Here is an 18670-nt window from a genome sequence, read left to right on the forward strand (position 1 = left end):
GTGCGCGAGGGTGCCGGCATTTACTACATACCGTTCGGCTCGTATGACAGGACCGAAAGGCGGCCGCCGAAAGCTGCTTGCGCGGGCGGGGCACATCGATCACGGCCGCGTCCGCTGGCCCCCGGGGTTTTTCCTCGCAGGCCGCGCGCTCTCCGGCTACTTTGTTTCTCACGGGGCGGCAGGCGCGGCCACGCATTGTTTCGCGGGCCCGAACGGTTCGGCGAAATTCCGCGTCGCTCGCCCTGAGCGACTTGCGCCCGCCGATCGGCGCATTCGAGTTCATCTTTCGCGCCCACCTCATTGTCGTGCGCCGCAGTCGCGGCGGTCGTGAGCGACGAGTGTGCACCTCGATGCACAGGCTCTCGGGCGAGCGGGCCCCTCGACGTTGACGCCTCCAGCCCCTTGCCGCAACATCGAAGACCCCCTGGATGCTTCCGATGATGAGCGAACTCATGCCCGACAACCCAGACAGCTGGACCTTCCTTACCAATCACGCGCACGTTTTGCTGTGCCTGGCGCAAGACCCGGAGATTCGCTTGTGCGATGTCGCGGCCGAAGTCGGCCTCACCGAACGCGGCGTCCAGCGGATCGTCAAGGAACTGGCGACCTCGGGTTACATCACGCGCGAGCGGAACGGTCGCCGGAATCGCTATTTGGTGCATCAGCGCCAGCCGCTGCGCCGCTCGATCGCCGCCCACCGCCAGGTCGGGGACCTGCTGCAGCTCATCGTTCAGCGATGAGTCGCCTGGAGATCGTCACCGCCGATTCATGACTCCGGGGTCGCCACGACCTGTGGCCCATCGAGCAGGTGACGTCGGCGCTGGGCGCCCGTCCCCAGCTCGCGCTGACGCAGCACCCGACGCGCCTCGAAGCCCTCGGCGCCGGGTTCGGAGCAGGCGGCCAGCGCAGCGGCGTCGGTGAGCACGGGTAGGGGGTTCGCTTCGACGGCCGCGGCTTCGGCGAACCAGTGGTCGTAGTTGCCGGCCCGGTCGGCGAGGTCGCGGCACAGGGCCTCGGGCTCGAGCGCCTCGGTGAAGGTGGCGAGCTCGCCGTCGTCGACCCAGCCGGAGCGGAACGCCAATTCGTACGCGAATGCGGGCAGTCCGGCGGCCGCCGCTGCGTGGACGACGGCGACCGTGCGCGCCTTGCTGGCGGCGATCGCCGACCATTCACCATACCAGGTCCAGTAGCCGACGATTCGCTGGACCGCCTTGGCGGCGGTGCGGCGGACGTCGGCGTGCGGATCGGCGACCGCCAGTTCGCGGAGGCGGTGGACGAAGGTCGGGTCGGCGCACCAGCCGAGCGAGCGGACCGCCTGGGCGCGGGCGAACGGGTGCGGATCGTCGGTCCCCTCGCGCAGCGCCGCGATCGCGGCCGGGTGCGGGCGCTGGCCGAGCGAGCGGTAGAGGCGGGCGCGGACCGAGAAGTTGGGGTCGCACTCCCAGCGCAGCAGCGACGGGATGTAGAGGCGACCGGCCGTCTTCATGCTCCACGCCTGCGAGTGACGCGCACGAAATTTCATCTGCGGGAAGTCGGCGAGCGGCTGACTCAGGACCAGCTCCGGCAGGCCGGCCGGTCGAGCCGCGACGATCGCCGCGATCTCGCGGGCGCAGCCCGGCGCGAGCCAGCGAGCGGCGGCGAAGCAGGCGTTCGCCTCGATCGTCCAGCCCTCGGCCTCGCGCGCGCGACCGGCCGCGAGCCAGCGCTCGGGTGATTCGAGGGCCGCGAGGTACTCGCGCCAGCGCACCGACGACAGCCAGGGCCCACCGTCGCCGCCGTACATCTGCAGGCGGAGGTAGACCGCACCGGCCATGCCGCGCAGCCGCTCGTCGCCCTCGTTAGGACGGTCCCACGATTCGATGGTGGCGCGGTCGGGCGTCGGGACGTGGGACCAATCCTTGGCCAGCTTGCGCGCGGTCTCGGCGGCGACGCGGGCGCGATATGTCTCATAGGACAGGCACGCCTCGGGCAGCGGATGGCCCTGCGTGAACCACAGAGCGTCGCCCGGGTAGGCGGCGAGCCTGTCCTCGACGAGCGCGCGCAGGTCCATCGCTCAGCCCGGGGGGTTGGGGTTGATCTTGCCGGTGCCGGTGCCGCCCAGATAGGCGTAGGAGTCGTGCTGGTCGTAGCCGACGATGATGACCTGGAACGGCGAGTCGCCGCCGTCGAACACGTGGACGCCGTCGGGGCAGGCGATGCGGGCGACCTCGTAGCCGCTGGCGCCGACGGGGTTGAACTCGGCGTCGGAGATCGGGACACCATCCATGGTGATGACTGCGCCGACCGGGCGCGTGACGACGGCGACGTCGGTGATCCAGGTGCCGGGCACGAGGACGACGTAGCGCGGCAGGTACTGCTCGACGGGGGCCATCTGCACCATCGCCGGGTCGCCGATCGAGCTGCCGAACGCCTCGGCGCCGACCATGTAGCCGTAGACCGCGATCGGCTTGTCGGCGATGACCTCGAAGTCACCGGGCTCGGTCGCAGGACCTGTGGCGTAGAACTCGCTCATCTGGTTGGCGTTGAGCACGAAGTTGGTGGCGGGGATGCCGGTCACGCCGGCGTCGGCGTGGATGGTGACGTTGGTGCCGTCCTCGGAGGCGTAGATCTGCCACAGAGTGTTCTCGGGCGCGCCGCCGCTGCGGATCGGCATGCGCGAGGCGATGAAGTGCTTGCCCCACTGACGCACGCCGGCGAGCTGCTCCTCCATGTGGTCGCAGCAGCAGGTCGACTCGGGGATGAGCGCGCACTCCTGGCCGGCGAACACCGCGACGGGGTGGTTCTCGTTGCTGTTGATCTTGGTGCCGGTCATGCTGTCGGGGATCGACTGCACCGCGACCGAGAGCACGTCGCCCTCGTTGAGCGGGATCGTGAACGGGGCCCCGGGGGCGCCCTGCGGCACGCTCGGGCCCGCCGCGGTCACCACGCTCGGCTCGACCTGCACCATCGTGCCGTCGACCGTGGCGATGACGGTGACGTAGCTGTGCTGGAAGCCGTTGGTGTTGTCGTACATCGACTTCCACGCGGTGACGCGGTTGATCGTGTCGAGCGCGGCCGCGGGGTAGAGCATGGCGGCGTCGGACAGGAACGACGAGGCGCCGTCGACCGGGTTGAACTGGTAGGCGACGACCGGGACGTCGGAGGTGACGCGGTAAGACCCGCCCGGGTTGACGCCGGAGTCGTCGATGTGGCGGTCGGGCAGGTTGAAGGTGAAGAGCGACAGCGGCGCGACCGCCTGCGGCCCGCCGACCGGGCTCCACACGCCGCCGTTCTTGACCTCGACGACGACGTTGGCGGAGGCCGCGAGCTGCACGTTGGCGACGGCGATCGCGTACTGCGAGGTCTCGACCGAGTCGTGCGAGTCCATGTCGACGGCGTAGAAGCGGCAGCCCACGGTGCTCTTGCCGGCCGACGCCTGGTCGCACGTCTCGGGGATGATCGGCCCCTCGTCGGGCCCGCCGAAGTCGGGCTGCATCTCGTTGCCGAAGTCGAACTTCGGGGTCGAGTCGCTGCTCACGGAGGTCGCCTCGGTCGGCCCCGCCGGCGTGGTGGTGCTGCCGCCGGTGCTGGTCGGCCCGCTCGCGGACTCGGTGCCGGGCTCTTCGGTGGTCGGGCTGCCGGTCGGGCCGAGGCTGGCGATCGAGGACACCCCCGTGATCGGAGCGGAGGTCTCGTTGCGGCCGTCGTCGCTGCAGGCAGCGAGCAGGAGCAGGAACGAGCCGAGGGGAGCGAGCCGCGGAGAAACGATGTGCATGCGAAGAACCTCGAGCGGAGCTTCACGATAGGACCCGCACCCACCCACGCGGGCGAGGTGCGGGCGCGAGTTCTCACACGGTCGCCACGACCCCCACGCTCGCGTACGATGACGGGGCATGACCCCCGCAGTCAGGTATCGACCCGCGCGCGCGTGCGGGCTTCTCCTGATCGCCTCGGCCTGCGCGGGGGGCAGCCCGATCGGCGATACGACCGCGAATTCGTCGACCTCGACGACTTCCACGACCACGACCACGACGACCGCGAGCGCGACCACGAGCGCTGCACCGACGACGTCGAGTTCGACCTCGACGACGAGCGACACGAGCACGAGCGAGGCGACTTCGACCACGGAGGTCGCGACCACGGCGATCACCACCGGTCCGGGCGAATGCGCGCCGGTCACCAGCGAGACCTTCACGCTCGCGCAGGACGTGCTGCTCGCGTGCGGAGCGATGGCGGCGGTCGACGTGTTCGACGTGCCCCTGCGCCACCGCGGCCCGGCGGTCGCCCGCGCGACCCTGACGATCGAGCACACGCAGTCGGTGCCGGAGATCCACTTCTGGAACGCGACCGTGTTGGTCGGCGAGTCGCAGTACGGCTTCGGGATCGGCGACGACCTGTGCAGCGGCTACCAGCCGGTGACCCGGCAGAACCTCGGCTACGGCGTGCTCACCGAGGCGAGCGACCGCGTGAAGGTGCCGATGTACCAGGGCTCGGCCCCGTGCACCGACGGCGCGCTGGCGGTCCGCACCGGCTCGACGCTGACCGTGTGGTACGCCGACCCGACGCCGGGCTGCGAGCGCGTGGCCTACACCAGCTGGTACGCGACGCAGGGCTTCGAGGCGACCTACGTGTGGCAGACGATGATGAGCCCGATCCTCGCGCTGGCGATCGACACGCCGCCGGGGACGCAGGCGCTGCTGATGTCGGTGGTCGAGGGCAGCCCCGACAAGAACCCCAACGCGGTGTGCGGCGCCGAGACGCAGACCCTCGTCAGCCAGCTGCGCGACGGCGGCGCGGTGCTCCACCAGGCCGAGATGCTGCTGCCGGCCTCGGGCGGCCAGGGCCACCTGGTGCTCGCCAACGAGGCGCTGCTGCCCGGCGCCGGCCCCCACGCGGTCGACCTCGCCGTCGGCGCCAACGTGTTCGACAGCGCCGTCCGCACCGGCGGCTGCTGCGGCGACGCGGCCCTGTTCGCGGTGTTCGTGCCGGAGTGATTCTTTTTCGAGTCATGCCTGCTTGGACATGACTGAAAAGACATGTTCTCGGATCGACCTGCAGTTCGCCGACATCGGCACTCTCGCGCCTCGCGCGGAGCCGAGGCCGAGCTCGCTGGTGCGATGAATCCATCAGCGCAGCGCCCTGAGCAGTTTACGAGGACGCGCGCGACAGGCTGTAATAGCGGTGCGGCAGGTCGGCGCGCTCGAAGTCGAATCGATAGACCAGCCCGGCGCGCTCGAGCACCCGGCGGGAGCCGAGGTTCTCGGTCCAGGTGAATCCACACACCTCGGGCAGGCGGAGCGCCGCGAGGGCCAGGTGGACCAGGGCGATTGCGGCCTCGGTGGCCAGGCCGCGGCGCCACACCTGCGGGGCGAATCCATAGAGGATCTCGACGCTCTCGCGGCCGCCGGCGTCGGTCGGGGCCAGGCCGGCGTAGCCGCAGGCGACGTCGCCTTCGCGGAGGGTGTAGACGCCGTAGCCGCGGTCCGGCCACATCGCCAGCAGGCGATCGATCTTCGCGTCGATCTGCGCCAGAGTGCGCGGGCCGCCGAGCGTCGCCGCGACGGCCGGGTCCTGCCACACGGCGCGGTAGAACGGCCCGTCGTCGGCGGTGATGCGAGCGCCCCGCAAGCGCGCGGTGGTCAGCGTCTCAGGGGCGCGGACCGCGGTCACGCCAGCAGCTCCGCGTCGCCGTCGGCCAGCCGCGCCAGCATCTCCGTCGCCGGCCCGCGCAGGTGGACGTCGTAGAGGTACGACGCGGGCGTCTCGTCGGGGTTGATCTCGACGCGTACGGCCCCGGCCTTGCGCGCGTACTCGGGCAGGTAGGCGGCGGGGTAGACCACGGCCGAGGTGCCGATCGAGACGAACAGGTCGCAGCCCTCGATCGCGGCCTGGGCGGCGTCGAGGATCGGCTCGTGCAGATGGTCGCCGAACCACACGATGTCGGGCCGCCACCAGCCGCCGCAGCCGTCGCAGCGCAGCTCCTCGCGGACCACGTGGCCGTCCTGCTGCTTGACGCGGCACGTGTCGCAGCGGACGCGCCACAGGTTGCCGTGGAGCTCGCAGATCTCGCGGCTGCCCGCTTGCGCGTGCAGACCGTCGATGTTCTGGGTGACCACGGTGACGCGAGCCGAGCGCTCACCGGCGCGGGCGACGATGTGGTGACCGCGGTTCGGCGAGCAGGCAGCCACCAGGCCGCGGCGGTAGTTGTGAAACTCCCACACTGCCGCGGGATCGCGGACGAACGCCTCCTGGCAGGCGTAACGGCGATAGTCGTATTCCTTCCAGATCCCCCCGGCCCCGCGATACGTGGGCACGCCGCTCTCGGCCGACATACCGGCGCCGGTGAAGAACACGATGCGCTTGAAATCGCGCAAATGCGGTCCTGACATGGTGGAGATGGTATCGACACGCGGGCCGCGGGGCGAGCCGCGTGAGGATGACAGGGGGACGCTCGCTCCCCCGCGCGAACGCGTGCTCGAGGCCGCGGGGCGCCCGCTCCGCCGCGGCTGAGCCCGCTGGGCGCGAGCGTGGCCGCGCGGGGGTACAGCCGAAGCGGCGCGAGCAGCGAACAGACCTTCATCCCGACGCGCAGCAGGGAGATCGGCACATCCGGCGATTCGCCGGAGAACCGGGGTAATGTCCTGGCCAGTACCCGGAGTCTGCACGGTACGGAGCGGCGCGGAGACTGGCTCACGGGTTTACCTGGTCTGCGCTCCTGAGCGGGACGATGCTCCGGACGAGCCGGATGGATCCGTATGATCAGTGCGATTTGGTCGTTCGCGTCGCTGCCACCATATCGCACAGGGGATGAGACAGCGTTCGCACAACTTTCGCGGCTCGGCGCCCGCCGCGGGGGCGCGCCGCGGCCTCCCCGCCGAGCGCGAGGAAGCGGCGAATTTGCGGCGGAGCGGCATTTTTGGCGGCGAGCGCAACGCCTGCAGTCCCATTCGCAGGCGCGTTGAAACCTGTTCAATGTCTGTTCACACATGTGCGAACAAACATGCATTGTACTGCGCAGAACAATGTATTGATCATAACACCGTATGTACGATGATACCGCCGCGGCACCGACCTCGCGCGGAAGCGATCGCGTAGGCGCCTGCGCGACCGCAGAGAGCGCTGTTCACCAATCGAGGGGGGGCTGGTCAGCGCGGAGCCGGCTATATACCCTGGATTGTGGCCCGCACGCCGGGTCGGAGCGGTTCCGATGAACGACAAAAGCGCCTCCAACCACCCGGAATCCGACACCGAGATCCAGGCCTTGCGGCGGCGCGTGGCGGAGTTGGAGCGCAGCGTCGCGTCGCTCGAGCAGGAGCGCGACGTCTTCAAGCACGTCGTGCATCACGCGCCTGCCTTCATCTCGCGGATGACCCCGGACGGGCGGATGATCTACGCCAACGCCACGTGCGAGCGGCTGATCGGCAAGACGACCGAGCAGATCGCGGGCACCAACATCATGCCGCTGCTGTACCCGGGCGACCTGTACCCTGCGGTCGAGGAGTACTTCAAGATCGCGGCCGAGGGCGGGGACGTCAGCGACTACGAGCTGATGATCGAGTCGCACACCGGCGAGCGCCGGGTCCTGGCGTGGAACTCGTATCACCGCTTCGGGGCCGACGGCTCGCTGCAGGAGGTGGTGTCGTTCGGGGTCGACGTCACCGATCGCAAGCGGGAGGAGGACGAGCGCCGCCGGCTGCAGGAGGAGGTGATCGCCGTGCAGGCGGCGACGCTGGCCGAGCTGTCGACGCCGCTGATCCCGATCAGCGGCAAGATCGTGGCCATGCCGCTGATCGGCTCGGTCGACGCGGCGCGGGCCCAGCGGATCATCGACACCCTGCTTTCGGGTATCAGCGAGGCCCGGGCCAGCACCGCGATCCTCGACATCACCGGCGTGGCCGTGGTCGACACGCAGGTCGCCGACGCGCTGCTGAAGGCCGCCCGCGCGGTGCGGTTGCTCGGGGCCGAGGTGATTCTCACGGGGATCCGCCCCGACGTCGCGCAGACTTTGGTCAACCTCGGGACGAATCTCGAGGGCATCGTCACTCGCGCGACCCTGCAGAGCGGCATCGCGTTCGCCATGCAGCAAGGCTGACGCCGCTGTCAGTACATTCTGGGGTGGCAACACCCCCGGTGCGCCGTGGGGTCGAATCGACCCAGGACGTCGTGCGAGCATTCGTCGGACGGCCGTCGGCGGGGGCTTGCGGCCGCTTTCGGCGCTGCGCGAGGCGCGGCCGATGTGTGGCGGTCACCGCTGGTGTGGTGATTGCCACAGACGCATGAGTGGAATCAGGCCCGTGCAATAGTAACAAAGTGGCAAAAGTGCTCACCCACACGTCGGTCGCGGGCGGACGCCAGGGGCACGCCTGCGGGGGCCGAAAATTGTGCATGATTAAATCATAGTAGTCTATATAATCAAGACAGGATCAAGACGCTGGGACGGCCGTGGCCTGCGCCCGCCGTCGTGACCTCGATTCGCCGGAGGACTGGAATGAAGGAGTTTGACGCCCCCCCCATCGACGCAGCGTGGACCGGCGGTTTTTCCCCATATCCGAACGCGGAGGGGCTCGCGCAGCTGCTGGCGCGACAGGTTCGGAGCCGCCCGGATGCGCTGGCAGTGGATGCCGGCGAGGAGCGGCTGTCGTACGCGGAGCTCGACCGTCGCGCGAGTCAGATGGCGCACGCGCTGAAGGCCGCTGGCGTCGGCCTGGAGACGCCTGTCGGGGTTTTCATGAGTCCGCGCATCGAGCAGATCGTCGCCCAGGTGGCGATCTGCCTGGTCGGCGGCACCTACGTCCCGCTCGACCCCGATTATCCGCGGGAGCGGCTGGAGTTCATGATCGCCGACGCCGGGGTCGAATTGGTACTCACCGACCGCCGACATTTCGGGCTCGAGCTGGGCGGCCGGCGCGAGCTGTGCGTCGACCGCGAGCGCCTGCAGTTCGAACGCAACCCGCCGACCTTCCCGCGGGTCCAAGGCGGCCCCGAGCAACGCACGCACATCCTCTACACCTCGGGCTCGACCGGCAAACCGAAGGGCATCGAGATCGTCGCCCGCGGGGTCAGCCGCCTCGTGCTCTGCACCAATTACGTGCAGTTCGAGCCGACCGACCGGGTCGCGCAGATCGCCAATTTCTCGTTCGACGCCGCCATCTTCGAGGTCTGGGGCGCGCTGCTCAACGGCGCCGCGATTGTCCTCATTCCCCGCCGGCGCGCCCTCGACCCCCATGAACTGAAGTCCGAGCTGGCCGCCCGCGGCGTCACGGTGATGTTCCTGACGACCGCGCTGTTCAACCTGGTCGCCGGCGTCTGCCCCGACGCGTTCGCGTCGCTGCGCTACCTCCTGGTCGGCGGCGAGAAGCTCAACGCCGAGGCGATCCGCGCGGTCCTGGAGGCCGCCCCGCCGCGCCACCTGCTGAACGGCTACGGCCCGACCGAGAGCACCACCTTCGCGGTCACCTGCGAGCTCGACCGGGAGCGCGCGGCCGGCCTCAACGTGCCGATCGGGCGCCCGATCAGCAACACCCTGGCCTTCGTCCTCGACGAGCAGCAGCGGCCGGTCGGCGTCGGCGAGCTCGGCGAGCTCTACATCGGCGGCGACGGCCTGGCCCGCGGCTACCTGAATCGCCCCGAGCTCACCGCCGAGCGCTTCGTCTCACTGGCAGGATTGACAGGAGCTGCGCCGATTCGTCTGTACCGCACCGGCGACCAGGTCCGCTGGCGCCCCGATGGCCTCGTCGAATTCGTCGGACGCACCGATTTTCAGGTCAAGATCCGCGGTCATCGCATCGAGCTCGAGGAGATCGAAGCAGCCCTGCTCGCCAGCGGGATGGTCTCCGCCGCGGCGGTCACGGTGCAGGAGAGCCCGAGCGGCGACAAATCGCTGGTGGCCCACGTGGTCCCGCGCGATCGCGCCGGCTTCCGCGCCTCGCTGCTGCAGGAGCACCTGCAGCAGAAGCTGCCGCGATTCATGGTACCGTCGCGGTTCGTCGAGCTCGACGCCCTGCCCCTCAACGCCAACGGCAAGGTCGACCGCAAGGCGCTGGTCGCCGGCCAGGCGCATTCGGGGGTGTTCAGCCTCAATGCGATGCTCGCTGCCACGCACGATCCGCTGATCGGCGAGCTGGCGACGCTGTGGGCCGACCTCCTGGGCGTGCCGGTGGTCCTGCCCGAGGACGACTTCTTCCGCCTCGGCGGCAATTCGCTGCTGGCCGCGCGCCTGGTGCTGCGAGTGCGCGACGTCTACCGCGTCCGCTTCCCGGTCTACGCGCTGTACGAGGCCGGCACGCTGCGCGAGTTCGCGGCCCAGCTGCGACGAGCGCTGCGCGGCGAGGCGATCCGCAGCGCCACAGTGGTCGGCCCGGAGACGTGGCAGGCAGACGCCCGCATCCCTGACGACGTCCGCGACCTCATCGTCCGCGCGGCCGAGCAGCCGCGCCCCGCGGCTGACGCGTGGCGCACCGGCGAGCTGTTCCTGACCGGCGCGACCGGCTTCCTGGGCGCCTTCCTGCTGCGCGACCTGCTGACGCACACGCAGGCCCGCGTGCACTGCCTGGTGCGCGCACCCGACCACCACGCAGGGATGGTCCGACTGAAACAGGCGCTGGCCAAGTACGGCCTGTGGCAGCCGCAGTTCGCCGCGCGCATCGAGGCCGTCCTCGGCGACCTGTCCCGGCCGCGCCTGGGCCTCGACGAGGCGACCTTCACCGCGCTCGCCGGCCGCGTCGACGCGGTCCTCCACGCCGGCGCGCAGGTCAACTACGTCCAGCCCTACGCGGCCCACCGCGCGACCAACGTCGGCGGCACGCTCGAGGTGCTGCGATTCGCCGCCACCGGTCGGCTCAAGCCGCTGCACTACGTGTCGTCGATCGCGGTGTTCGGCCCGAGCGGGTTCTTCGGCGGCAAGCGGGTGGTCCGCGAGGACGACCCGCTCGACGACCACTTGCAGTACCTGGTGCTCGACATCGGCTACTCGGCGAGCAAGTGGGTCGCCGAGAAGGCGGTGTGGTCGGCGGGCGCGCTCGGGCTGCCGGTCACGGTCTACCGCCCGGGCTTCATCATGGGCGACAGCCGCAGCGGGGCCGGCAACGCCGACGACTTCGTCGGCCGCTCGGTGCGCGGCGCGGTGCAGATCGGCGGCTACCCGGACCTGCCGCGGCAGCGCAAGGAGTTCGTGCCGGTCGACTTCGTCAGTCGGTCGATCCTCCACATCGCCGGCGCCGCGGGCACGCACGGCCGCGCCTATCACCTGGTCCCGCCCGAGCTGCGCCAGTCGCCCGACCTCAACCAGTTCTTCGCCATGATCTGCGAGTTCGGCTACTCGCTGGGGCAGTGGACCTACGCGCAGTGGGTCGACCGCACCATCCGCGACGCCCGCGAGCGCGACAACCCGCTGTGCTCGCTGCTGCCGATGCTGTTCGAGCGGGTCTACCGCGACGAGCTGACCCGCTGGGAGCTCTACGAGGACATGCCGCAGTACGACACCAGCAACACCAACGAGGCGCTCGCCGGCAGCGGCGTCCGCTTCGTCGCCATGGACCGGGCGCTGATCGCCCGGTACCTCCGCTACTGGATCGCCACCGGCCAGCTCCCGCCCGTCCGCGCCCACGAGGGCGGCCGCGGCGGCGAACACCTGCTCACCGGGCGCTGAACTGTCCTTCGCAGCATGCTCCCGGGAACATGCCCCGAAGGACATGCCCTTTGAAAAGAGCTCAATCGACCAGGCGCCAGGCGAGCTGCTCGCCGGCGCGCAACGGCACCAGCTCGTCCTGGCCGAAGGGATAGGCGGCCGGCACCTCCCAGGTCGCCCGCTCGAGCCGCACCTTGTCGCGGTTCACCGGCAGGTCGTAGAAGCGCGGGCCGAACTCGCTGGCGAAGCCCTGCAGCCGCTCCAGCGCCCCTACGCGCTCGAACGCCTCGGCGTACAGCTCGAGCGCCGCGTGGGCGGTGAAGATGCCGGCGCAGCCGCAGGCGCTCTCCTTGGCCCGGCGCGGGTGCGGGGCGCTGTCGGTGCCGAGGAAGAACTTCGGCTCGCCGCTGGTCGCGGCCTCGACCAGCGCCTCGCGGTGGCGCTCGCGCTTCAGCACCGGCAGGCAGTAGTAGTGCGGGCACACGCCGCCGGTGAACATGGCGTTGCGGCTGTACAGCAGGTGGTGCGCGGTGATCGTCGCGGCCACGCGCGGGCCGGCGGCGCGGACGAAGGCGACGGCCTCGGCGGTGGTGATGTGCTCGACGACCACGCGCAGGTCGGGCAGGCGCTCCAGCAGCGGTGCGAGCTGCCTCTCGAGAAAAACCGCCTCACGGTCGAACACGTCGACGCTCGGGTCGGTGACCTCGCCGTGGACCAGCAGCGGCAGGCCGAGCTGCTGCATGGCCTCGAGGACAGGGAACACCCGCGCCAGGTCGGTCACGCCCGACTGCGAGTTGGTGGTCGCGCCGGCCGGGTACAGCTTGACGCCGTGCACGAAGCCGCAGTCGCGGGCGCGGGCGACCTCCTCCGGCGGCGTCGCGTCGGTCAGGTACAGCGTCATCAGCGGCGTGAACCGCCCAGCCAGCGCCGGCGGCACTGCGGCGACGATCCGCTCGCGGTAAGCCGCCGCGTCCTCGACCCGCGTGACCGGCGGCTTCAGGTTGGGCATCACGATCGCCCGCGCGAACTGCCGCGCGGTGTGGGCCACCGCGTCGGCGAGGACGACGCCGTCGCGCAGGTGGAGGTGCCAGTCGTCGGGGCGGACAAGCTCGAGCGCGTCGATCACGGCGCCCAGAGGTATCACGCGCCCGGGCCCCGGCGCAGCCCCGGCCGACTCACGGCCCATGGCCCCGCGTGCGGGCGAGCGCGGGCGCCGCGCTGCCGCCCGGGCGACGCGACCGCCCGGGCTCGGATCTACATGTCTGTCTGGACATGTCTTTTAAAACATCCCAGCGCGGGCCGCGGCGTCAGCTCCAGAAGCCCGCCGGCTGCTCCAGCCGCAGCGCGCCGACCTGGCCGAGGAAGCCCTCCGCGGCCACCGCGTGCTGCGACAGCGTGTGCATGTCGCGGAAGCGGCGCTGCAGCGGCGAGGCGTCGCGGGCCGCCCCGGCGCCGCCCGCCCGGTAGCAGGCGTCGACCACGCGGGTGCACGTCTCCACCACCCACGCCAGCATCGCCGACAGCCGCGGCACGATGGCAGGCACGGCGGCCGGGTCGGCCACGCACGCCGCCCAGAACTCCTCGCTCGTCGCCCGCACCAGCGCGCGCGCGGCGGCCACGTCCATCTCGGCGCGCCCGAGGTGGATGTGGAACACCGGCGACTCGGCCAGCGACGCGCGGGCGAACACCCGCTTCTTGCCGCCTCGCGCCAGCGTCACCACCTCGTCGAGCGCGCCCTGGGCCACGCCGACCGCGACCGCGGCCATGTGGGCCAGGATGTGCAGCACCGGCGCGACGAAGTTCGGGCCGGCGACCGAAGGCGCCCCGGCGAACAGGTCGAGCGAATCGGAGGCCGGTACGAATTGGGCCTCGACCGCGATGTCGTGGCTGCCGGTGCCGCGCATGCCGAGCACGTGCCACGAGTCGACGACGCGCCCGGCCGCGGCCGGCCAGATCATCCCGCGCAGCTCGGGCGTCCCCGGGGCCGCGCCCGCGCGCGGCTGACCGTCCTGCACCACCACGCAGTTGCCGATCATCCAGTCGCAATGTTCGCACCCGCTGGCGAACGCCCACTTGCCGGTCACGCGATAGCCGCCCTCGACCACGTGCGCCTCGCCCTGCACGCTCGAGCCGCCGGCCAGCACCACGTCGGGGCCGGCGGCGTAGATCGCGTCGAAGCGCGCCCGGGGCAGCAGCGCCAGCACCTGCGGGCTCTCGGCGCCGATCATCACCGTCCACGCCGTCGAGCCGTCGAGCCGCGCCAGCGCCTCGAAGATCTCCTGGCCCGCGCGCAGCTCGAGCTCGGCCCCGCCGTGGCTGCGCGGTACGAACATTCGCAGCAGCCCCGCCGCCTCGAGCTGCGCCAGCAGGTCCGGCGGCACCCGCCGCGATCCATCGATCTCCCCGGCTCGCCCGGCGATCGTCGGGCCCAAATCACGCACCGCCGCCATCATCCTCGCGGAGTCCTCGTCTCGCATCACGACCAACCTCCGCCGCCAGCGTACGCCGGCGCGGCCGCCAATGTCATGCCTCGCGGCGGCTCATGACATTGACGGCCGAGGTGCGGCGACGTCGGGTGAACGATCCGCCTGTCGGCCGCGCGGCGGCGATCCGGCTGCCTATGCCGACGGCTGCAGCAAGGCCCCGAGCTCGCGTTCGCCGGCCGACAGCAGGATCGCCACCTCTTGCAGGCCTGCCGCGTGCTCCGCCCGCTGGGCCAGCCGCTCCGACAGCTCGGTGAACGCGCTGCGGTTCCGCTGCAGCCCGAGCGGCGAGCCCTTGTCGCGGTTGAACACCACCGAGTCGCGCAGCAGCGTCACCGCCTCGGCGTCGCGCCCGAGCAGCGCCAGCACCTGCGACAGCCCCTCCGTCGTCTGAGCCAGGCCGGTCAGGTCGCCGAGCTGGGTCTGCACCTCCGCCGCCGCGTCGAAGCGCTGCTTGGCAGTCTCGGTCCGCCCGGCGCGCAGCTCGAGGCGGCCCATCGTCTCCCACACGCGCCCGAGCTCGCGGACCTCGCCGAGGTCGCGATAGGCGCGCTCGGCCGCCCGCGCGTGGTCGAGCCCCATCTCGAAGCCCTCCGCCTCGCGCCCGGCCCGCAGCTGCGCGTGCAACGGCAGACGGGCGAACAGATGCTCGGTCTCGGCGAGCTCGCGCAGGGCCACCGGGTCGCTGTTGACGTGCGGGTCGAACACCTTGCGCGACTGCCGGAGCAGCTGCAGCGCGCGCCCCGGGTCGCCCATGCGCACGAGCACCGCCGCCTGGTCGTTGAGCAGGCAGGCCGCGCCGATCGCGTCGCCGGCGGCCTGCAGCATGCTCCCGGCCGCGACCAGCTCGGCGTGCGCGCGCCCCAGCGAGCCGGGATCGCCGAGGTCGAAGCACACCCCGGCGATCGCCTGCGCCAGGTCGGCCCCCAGCACGACCGGGGCGTCGGCGCCGAGCTCCGCGCGCGCGGTGTCGAGGGTCGCCTGCGCCTGCGTCAGCGTGAACCCGAACTCGTAGCCCGCCGACTGCCACTGCAGCCGCCCGAGCTCGATCAACGCCTGCACCCGCAACAGCCGCCGCGTCGCGCTGGCCGGCAGCGTCGCCAGCAGCGACAGCGCGTTTTGAGCGTGCTGCGCCGCGGCCTGCGGCGCCCCCATCTCCGCGGCCTTGCGCGCCGCCTCGCACAGGTGCTGCGCCGCCGCGTCGAACTCTCCCGCCAGGCGCATGTGCTCGGCCGCCCGCGCCTCGTCGACCAGCGGGTCCTCCAGCCGCGTCGGCACCACCCGCGACGGCGCCCCCCAGCCGGCCGGATCGGCCTCCTCCGCCCGCGGCTCGACGGCCGGCGCCGCGAAGATCGTCTTGCGCCGCGCCGGCGACCAGCCCGCCGGGCGCTCCTCCACCTGCTCCTTCACACCTGTCTCCGAGGTCATGTCCGAGCTCGTCGCCCGCATCCCCTTCAACGAGCTCGCCCCCAGCGACACGTCGATCGGCCCCGACCGCTCGCCCTGGCGCGGCACGGTCCACTTCGGGGCATCGGTCGTGCCGCCTGCCCCTTCGGACACCTCCGTCGAATCACCTGCACCTGTCCCCGCGGACACGTCGCTCGGTGCCCCCGCCTCGCCGGCGGCATTGTCGACACCTGTCCCTGCGGCCATCTCGCTGGCGACCTGCGCGGCGAGGCCGGTCTCGTCGACCAGGTCGACGACCTCGGCCGAGAGGTCGATGATCTCGGCGACGTGGGCGGCGCTGGGGATCTTCCCGCGCGGCTTGGGCACGGGCGGCCGCGGCGGCCTTGCGCCCGCGACTTCTTCGCCGGCGCGCGCCCCGAGCAGGCGCCCGAGCTTGCGGTGCCACGCCTGCGCCAGCGACGGCATCAAGGACGTCGAAAGGGCCGTCAGCGCCGACGTCGGCAGCGAGAACCGCCCCTCGCCGCGATCCTCGACCGGCAGGCCGAGGTCGGTCGCCTGCTGCAGCAGCTCGAGCACCACCACGGGCTCGAGCGACAGCAGGTCGGCGACGATCCGCGTCTCGAAGCCCGGCCCGATCAGCGCGCCCGCCCGCAGCACCCGCAGCACCTCCGGCGGCAGCGTGCGCCACTGGATCGCCTGCGCCTCGCCGCTCGGCGGCTCCTCCCCGCGCAGCACCCCCGCCGCGTCGCGCGTCCGCACCGCCAGCAGCAGCTCGGCCGCCGCCTCCTTCGGCTCGCCGTGGAACACCAGCACCAGCGGCAATTGCAGCCACCCCTGCCGCCGCACGATCTGGGTCAGCGCCGCCAGCGTCGCCTCGTCGGCCTGCTCGACCGCGTCGAACACCACGACCCACCGCGAACCTGGCTGTTGGGCCAGGTGATTCCACAGCTCGACCAGCACCGCCTCGGTGGCCCGCTCGGGCGCCTCGCCGAACAGGGTGCGCCGGCGCAGCGACTTGGCCCGGTCCGGCGGCTTCGGCCGCGCCTCGCCGAGGATCGCCTCGGTCAGCCGGCGCGCCTCGAGCAGCGGTCGGAGGGCGGCCGGCGCCACCTCGCAGCTGACCCGCAGCAGCTGCAGGTCGGGCGGCGGATCGGGCAAGCGCCCGCGCACCGCCGTCGCCAGTCGATCCCGCACACGCTGCCAGAGTCGCCCGGAGTCGCGCTCGTCGTGAGTCATGGTGGACGAGCTTACCGGAGCCGCGCGCCTCCGTCGCGTGGCCTGCCGACCTCGCTCGCCGGCGCACCTGTCCTTCGAGACATCCTCACCAGCCGTCGGCGGCCCCGCCGACGCCGGCCCCGAGCGACGTCAGGGCCAGATCGGTCGCCACCACCGGCCCGCCCGGGGTCGCCGTCGGCGCCACGAACAGCAGCGGCAGGGAGCCCGCCCCGTGCGACGCCGCCGCCAGTCCGACATGTGTCAGCGGCTCCGCGAAGCAGTGCTCGGCGATCGCCGTCCAGCCCACCCCGTCGCTCGAGCCGAGCCCGCGCACGCAGGTCCCGTCGGCCGTCCGCTCGAGCCGCACGAACGCCGGCGACTCGCCCGTCAACCCCGACACGCCCGCGAACTCGAACGCCTCCGTGCCCGCCCCCGCCGCCTCGCGCAGCTGCACCCGCAGCGGATGCTCGTCGGCGGGCCGACAGATCGCCAGGTACGCCGCGTCGGCCGCGAGCCCCGCGCGGGCCGCCAGGCACGCCTTGGCCCACGGCTCGACGTGGCTGTTCGGCGCGGCGATCGCCGCAGTCCACACCACCTCGCCCGCCCCGGCCTCCACAGCGGCGAACAGCCCCTCGTCGCTGCTGTCCCACAGGTCGCCCGAGTCGACCGTCAGCGTCACGATCGCCGCCGACTCGCTCGCCGGCGCCTCGCAGACGTCGATGCATTCGAACGGCCAACCCTGCGGCCCCGCCGTGTTCGCCCATGGATCTTCGCCGCGGTTGATCTGGTTGGTGGCGATGTGATTCACCCCCGTCCCCGCCGCCGCCGCCCACGCGTCCTCGTCGTCGACCACCCACACGCGGCTGACCATCCCGGCCGACCGCACCGCATAGGCCACTGCCACGTCCCCGAACTCGAGGTTGTGCACGATCGCCTCCGGATGCGTGAACAGATCCTGCGCGTCGCTCAGCCCCGGGGCGACGAAGGCCGCGCGGGCCCCGGCGTCGGCGCCGACGTAGGTCGCCAGCGGTCCCGACGGATCGGCGAGGTCACCGCCGGTGAGCATCACGATCACCCGCCCGCGCCAGCTCTCGAGATGCGGCCACGTGCACCCGCGGGTCGTCACCGCCTCCTGCAGCGTCGTCGCCCCGGGGCAGGCCGCCAGCAGCTCCGAAGGCCGCACCAGCGCGTCGGCGAACGCGGCCGCGAGCAGCGCGTCGAGGTCCTCCGGCTGGTGCCCGTCGCCGAACCCGTTTTTTAAGTCGATCCACACAGTGACGACCTCGTGCTCGGGCACCGCGCGGGCGAACGCGGCCACCTGGCCGAGGCACTGCGACAGGGTGCGACAGTGCGTGTCGTCGTCGATCACGTCGATGTGATAGACGAACCAATCGCCGGTCAGCGCCGACTCGAACGCCTTGCTCGTGAAGATGTCGAACTCGAGCGAGCGGATCCGGTGGTACACGAATTGGTCGAACAGCGCCTCGTGCCGCTGGAACGCGTTGTGCGACGATTTCTGCCGCACCTCGTGATAGCGCGGCCCGCTCGCCTCGTCCCCCGTGGTCGCGTCCTCCGTCGTCGCGTCCTCCGTCGTCGCGTCCGTCGTCGTCGTCGGCTCCGAGGTCGTCACTGTCGAGCTCGTCGAGGTCGTGCTCGTCGCGGTCGAGCTCGTCGGCTCGGCCGTCCCCGGGCTCGTGGTCCCCGGCGCCTCGCTCGTGGTCGGCGCCGCGCCCGTGGTCGTCGTGCTCGCGCCGGTCTCCGACTCGCTCCCGCCGGCCGTCGCTCCCGAGGCGCCGCCGCAGGCCGACAGGACGACAGGGAGGAACCACGCGGGGCGGAGCATGCTGCGAGCTGACCGCCACCGGGTCGCCTGTGTCAAGCCGACCTGTCCCCCGGGACATCTCCGTCCTGTCGCGAGGCCCTGGCCTCGCCGCCGCGTCCGCGACCGCCGCGCGGCCTG

12 protein-coding genes are annotated in these 18670 nt (G+C 71.7%); 4 read left to right on the forward strand and 8 right to left on the reverse strand.

Going from position 1 to position 18670, the window contains the following annotated elements; translation table 11 throughout:
• The first annotated feature begins 440 nt into the window (after window positions 1-440).
• On the forward strand, window positions 441-740 hold the full coding sequence (locus OV090_RS21460) for a winged helix-turn-helix transcriptional regulator (protein ID WP_346660394.1): 300 nt from the start codon (window positions 441-443) through the stop codon (window positions 738-740).
• 26 nt (window positions 741-766) lie between these two features.
• Here OV090_RS21460 and OV090_RS21465 read toward each other — a convergent pair whose 3' ends face one another.
• Complete coding sequence (locus OV090_RS21465) at window positions 767-2050, reverse strand: HEAT repeat domain-containing protein (protein WP_267705897.1); 1284 nt, start codon at window positions 2048-2050, stop codon at window positions 767-769.
• Between the two features lie 3 nt (window positions 2051-2053).
• The gene (locus tag OV090_RS21470; protein WP_267705899.1) at window positions 2054-3754 is read right to left on the reverse strand and encodes an IgGFc-binding protein; all 1701 of its coding nucleotides are present in this window, start codon (window positions 3752-3754) and stop codon (window positions 2054-2056) included.
• Window positions 3755-3872: 118 nt separating this feature from the next.
• On the opposite strand from OV090_RS21470, the gene OV090_RS21475 reads away from it, so the two are divergent.
• Window positions 3873-4973 (forward strand): hypothetical protein, encoded by a 1101-nt coding sequence (locus OV090_RS21475; protein WP_267705901.1) that lies wholly within the window; start codon window positions 3873-3875, stop codon window positions 4971-4973.
• Between the two features lie 154 nt (window positions 4974-5127).
• Here OV090_RS21475 and OV090_RS21480 read toward each other — a convergent pair whose 3' ends face one another.
• Together OV090_RS21480 and OV090_RS21485 are read right to left on the reverse strand one after the other, a co-directional pair.
• Complete coding sequence (locus tag OV090_RS21480; RefSeq protein WP_267705903.1) at window positions 5128-5649, reverse strand: GNAT family N-acetyltransferase; 522 nt, start codon at window positions 5647-5649, stop codon at window positions 5128-5130.
• Complete coding sequence (locus OV090_RS21485; protein WP_267705905.1) at window positions 5646-6368, reverse strand: NAD-dependent deacylase; 723 nt, start codon at window positions 6366-6368, stop codon at window positions 5646-5648. The genes OV090_RS21480 and OV090_RS21485 overlap by 4 nt, the downstream gene beginning before the upstream one ends.
• Before the next feature lie 818 nt (window positions 6369-7186).
• Between OV090_RS21485 and OV090_RS21490 the strand changes: the two genes are divergently transcribed.
• Both OV090_RS21490 and OV090_RS21495 read left to right on the forward strand, forming a co-directional pair.
• Entirely contained in the window at window positions 7187-8071 is an 885-nt protein-coding gene (locus OV090_RS21490; RefSeq protein ID WP_267705907.1) for an STAS domain-containing protein, read from the forward strand.
• A 396-nt stretch (window positions 8072-8467) separates the two neighbouring features.
• Window positions 8468-11626, forward strand: coding sequence for an amino acid adenylation domain-containing protein (locus OV090_RS21495; RefSeq protein WP_267705908.1), 3159 nt, complete (start codon window positions 8468-8470; stop codon window positions 11624-11626).
• A gap of 61 nt (window positions 11627-11687) precedes the next feature.
• Here OV090_RS21495 and pyrC read toward each other — a convergent pair whose 3' ends face one another.
• The 4 genes from pyrC to OV090_RS21515 form a co-directional block, all read right to left on the reverse strand.
• Window positions 11688-12728 (reverse strand): dihydroorotase, encoded by a 1041-nt coding sequence (gene pyrC, locus OV090_RS21500; RefSeq protein ID WP_346660395.1) that lies wholly within the window; start codon window positions 12726-12728, stop codon window positions 11688-11690.
• Between the two features lie 184 nt (window positions 12729-12912).
• Window positions 12913-14055, reverse strand: coding sequence for an acyl-CoA dehydrogenase family protein (locus tag OV090_RS21505; RefSeq protein ID WP_267707141.1), 1143 nt, complete (start codon window positions 14053-14055; stop codon window positions 12913-12915).
• 168 nt (window positions 14056-14223) lie between these two features.
• Window positions 14224-16731, reverse strand: coding sequence for a tetratricopeptide repeat protein (locus OV090_RS21510; RefSeq protein WP_267705910.1), 2508 nt, complete (start codon window positions 16729-16731; stop codon window positions 14224-14226).
• An 85-nt stretch (window positions 16732-16816) separates the two neighbouring features.
• The gene (locus tag OV090_RS21515; protein ID WP_267705911.1) at window positions 16817-18553 is read right to left on the reverse strand and encodes a Ca2+-dependent phosphoinositide-specific phospholipase C; all 1737 of its coding nucleotides are present in this window, start codon (window positions 18551-18553) and stop codon (window positions 16817-16819) included.
• Window positions 18554-18670: the final 117 nt, after the last annotated feature.

It is taken from the genome of Nannocystis sp. RBIL2, from assembly GCF_026626745.1.
GTDB lineage: Bacteria > Myxococcota_A > Polyangia > Nannocystales > Nannocystaceae > Nannocystis.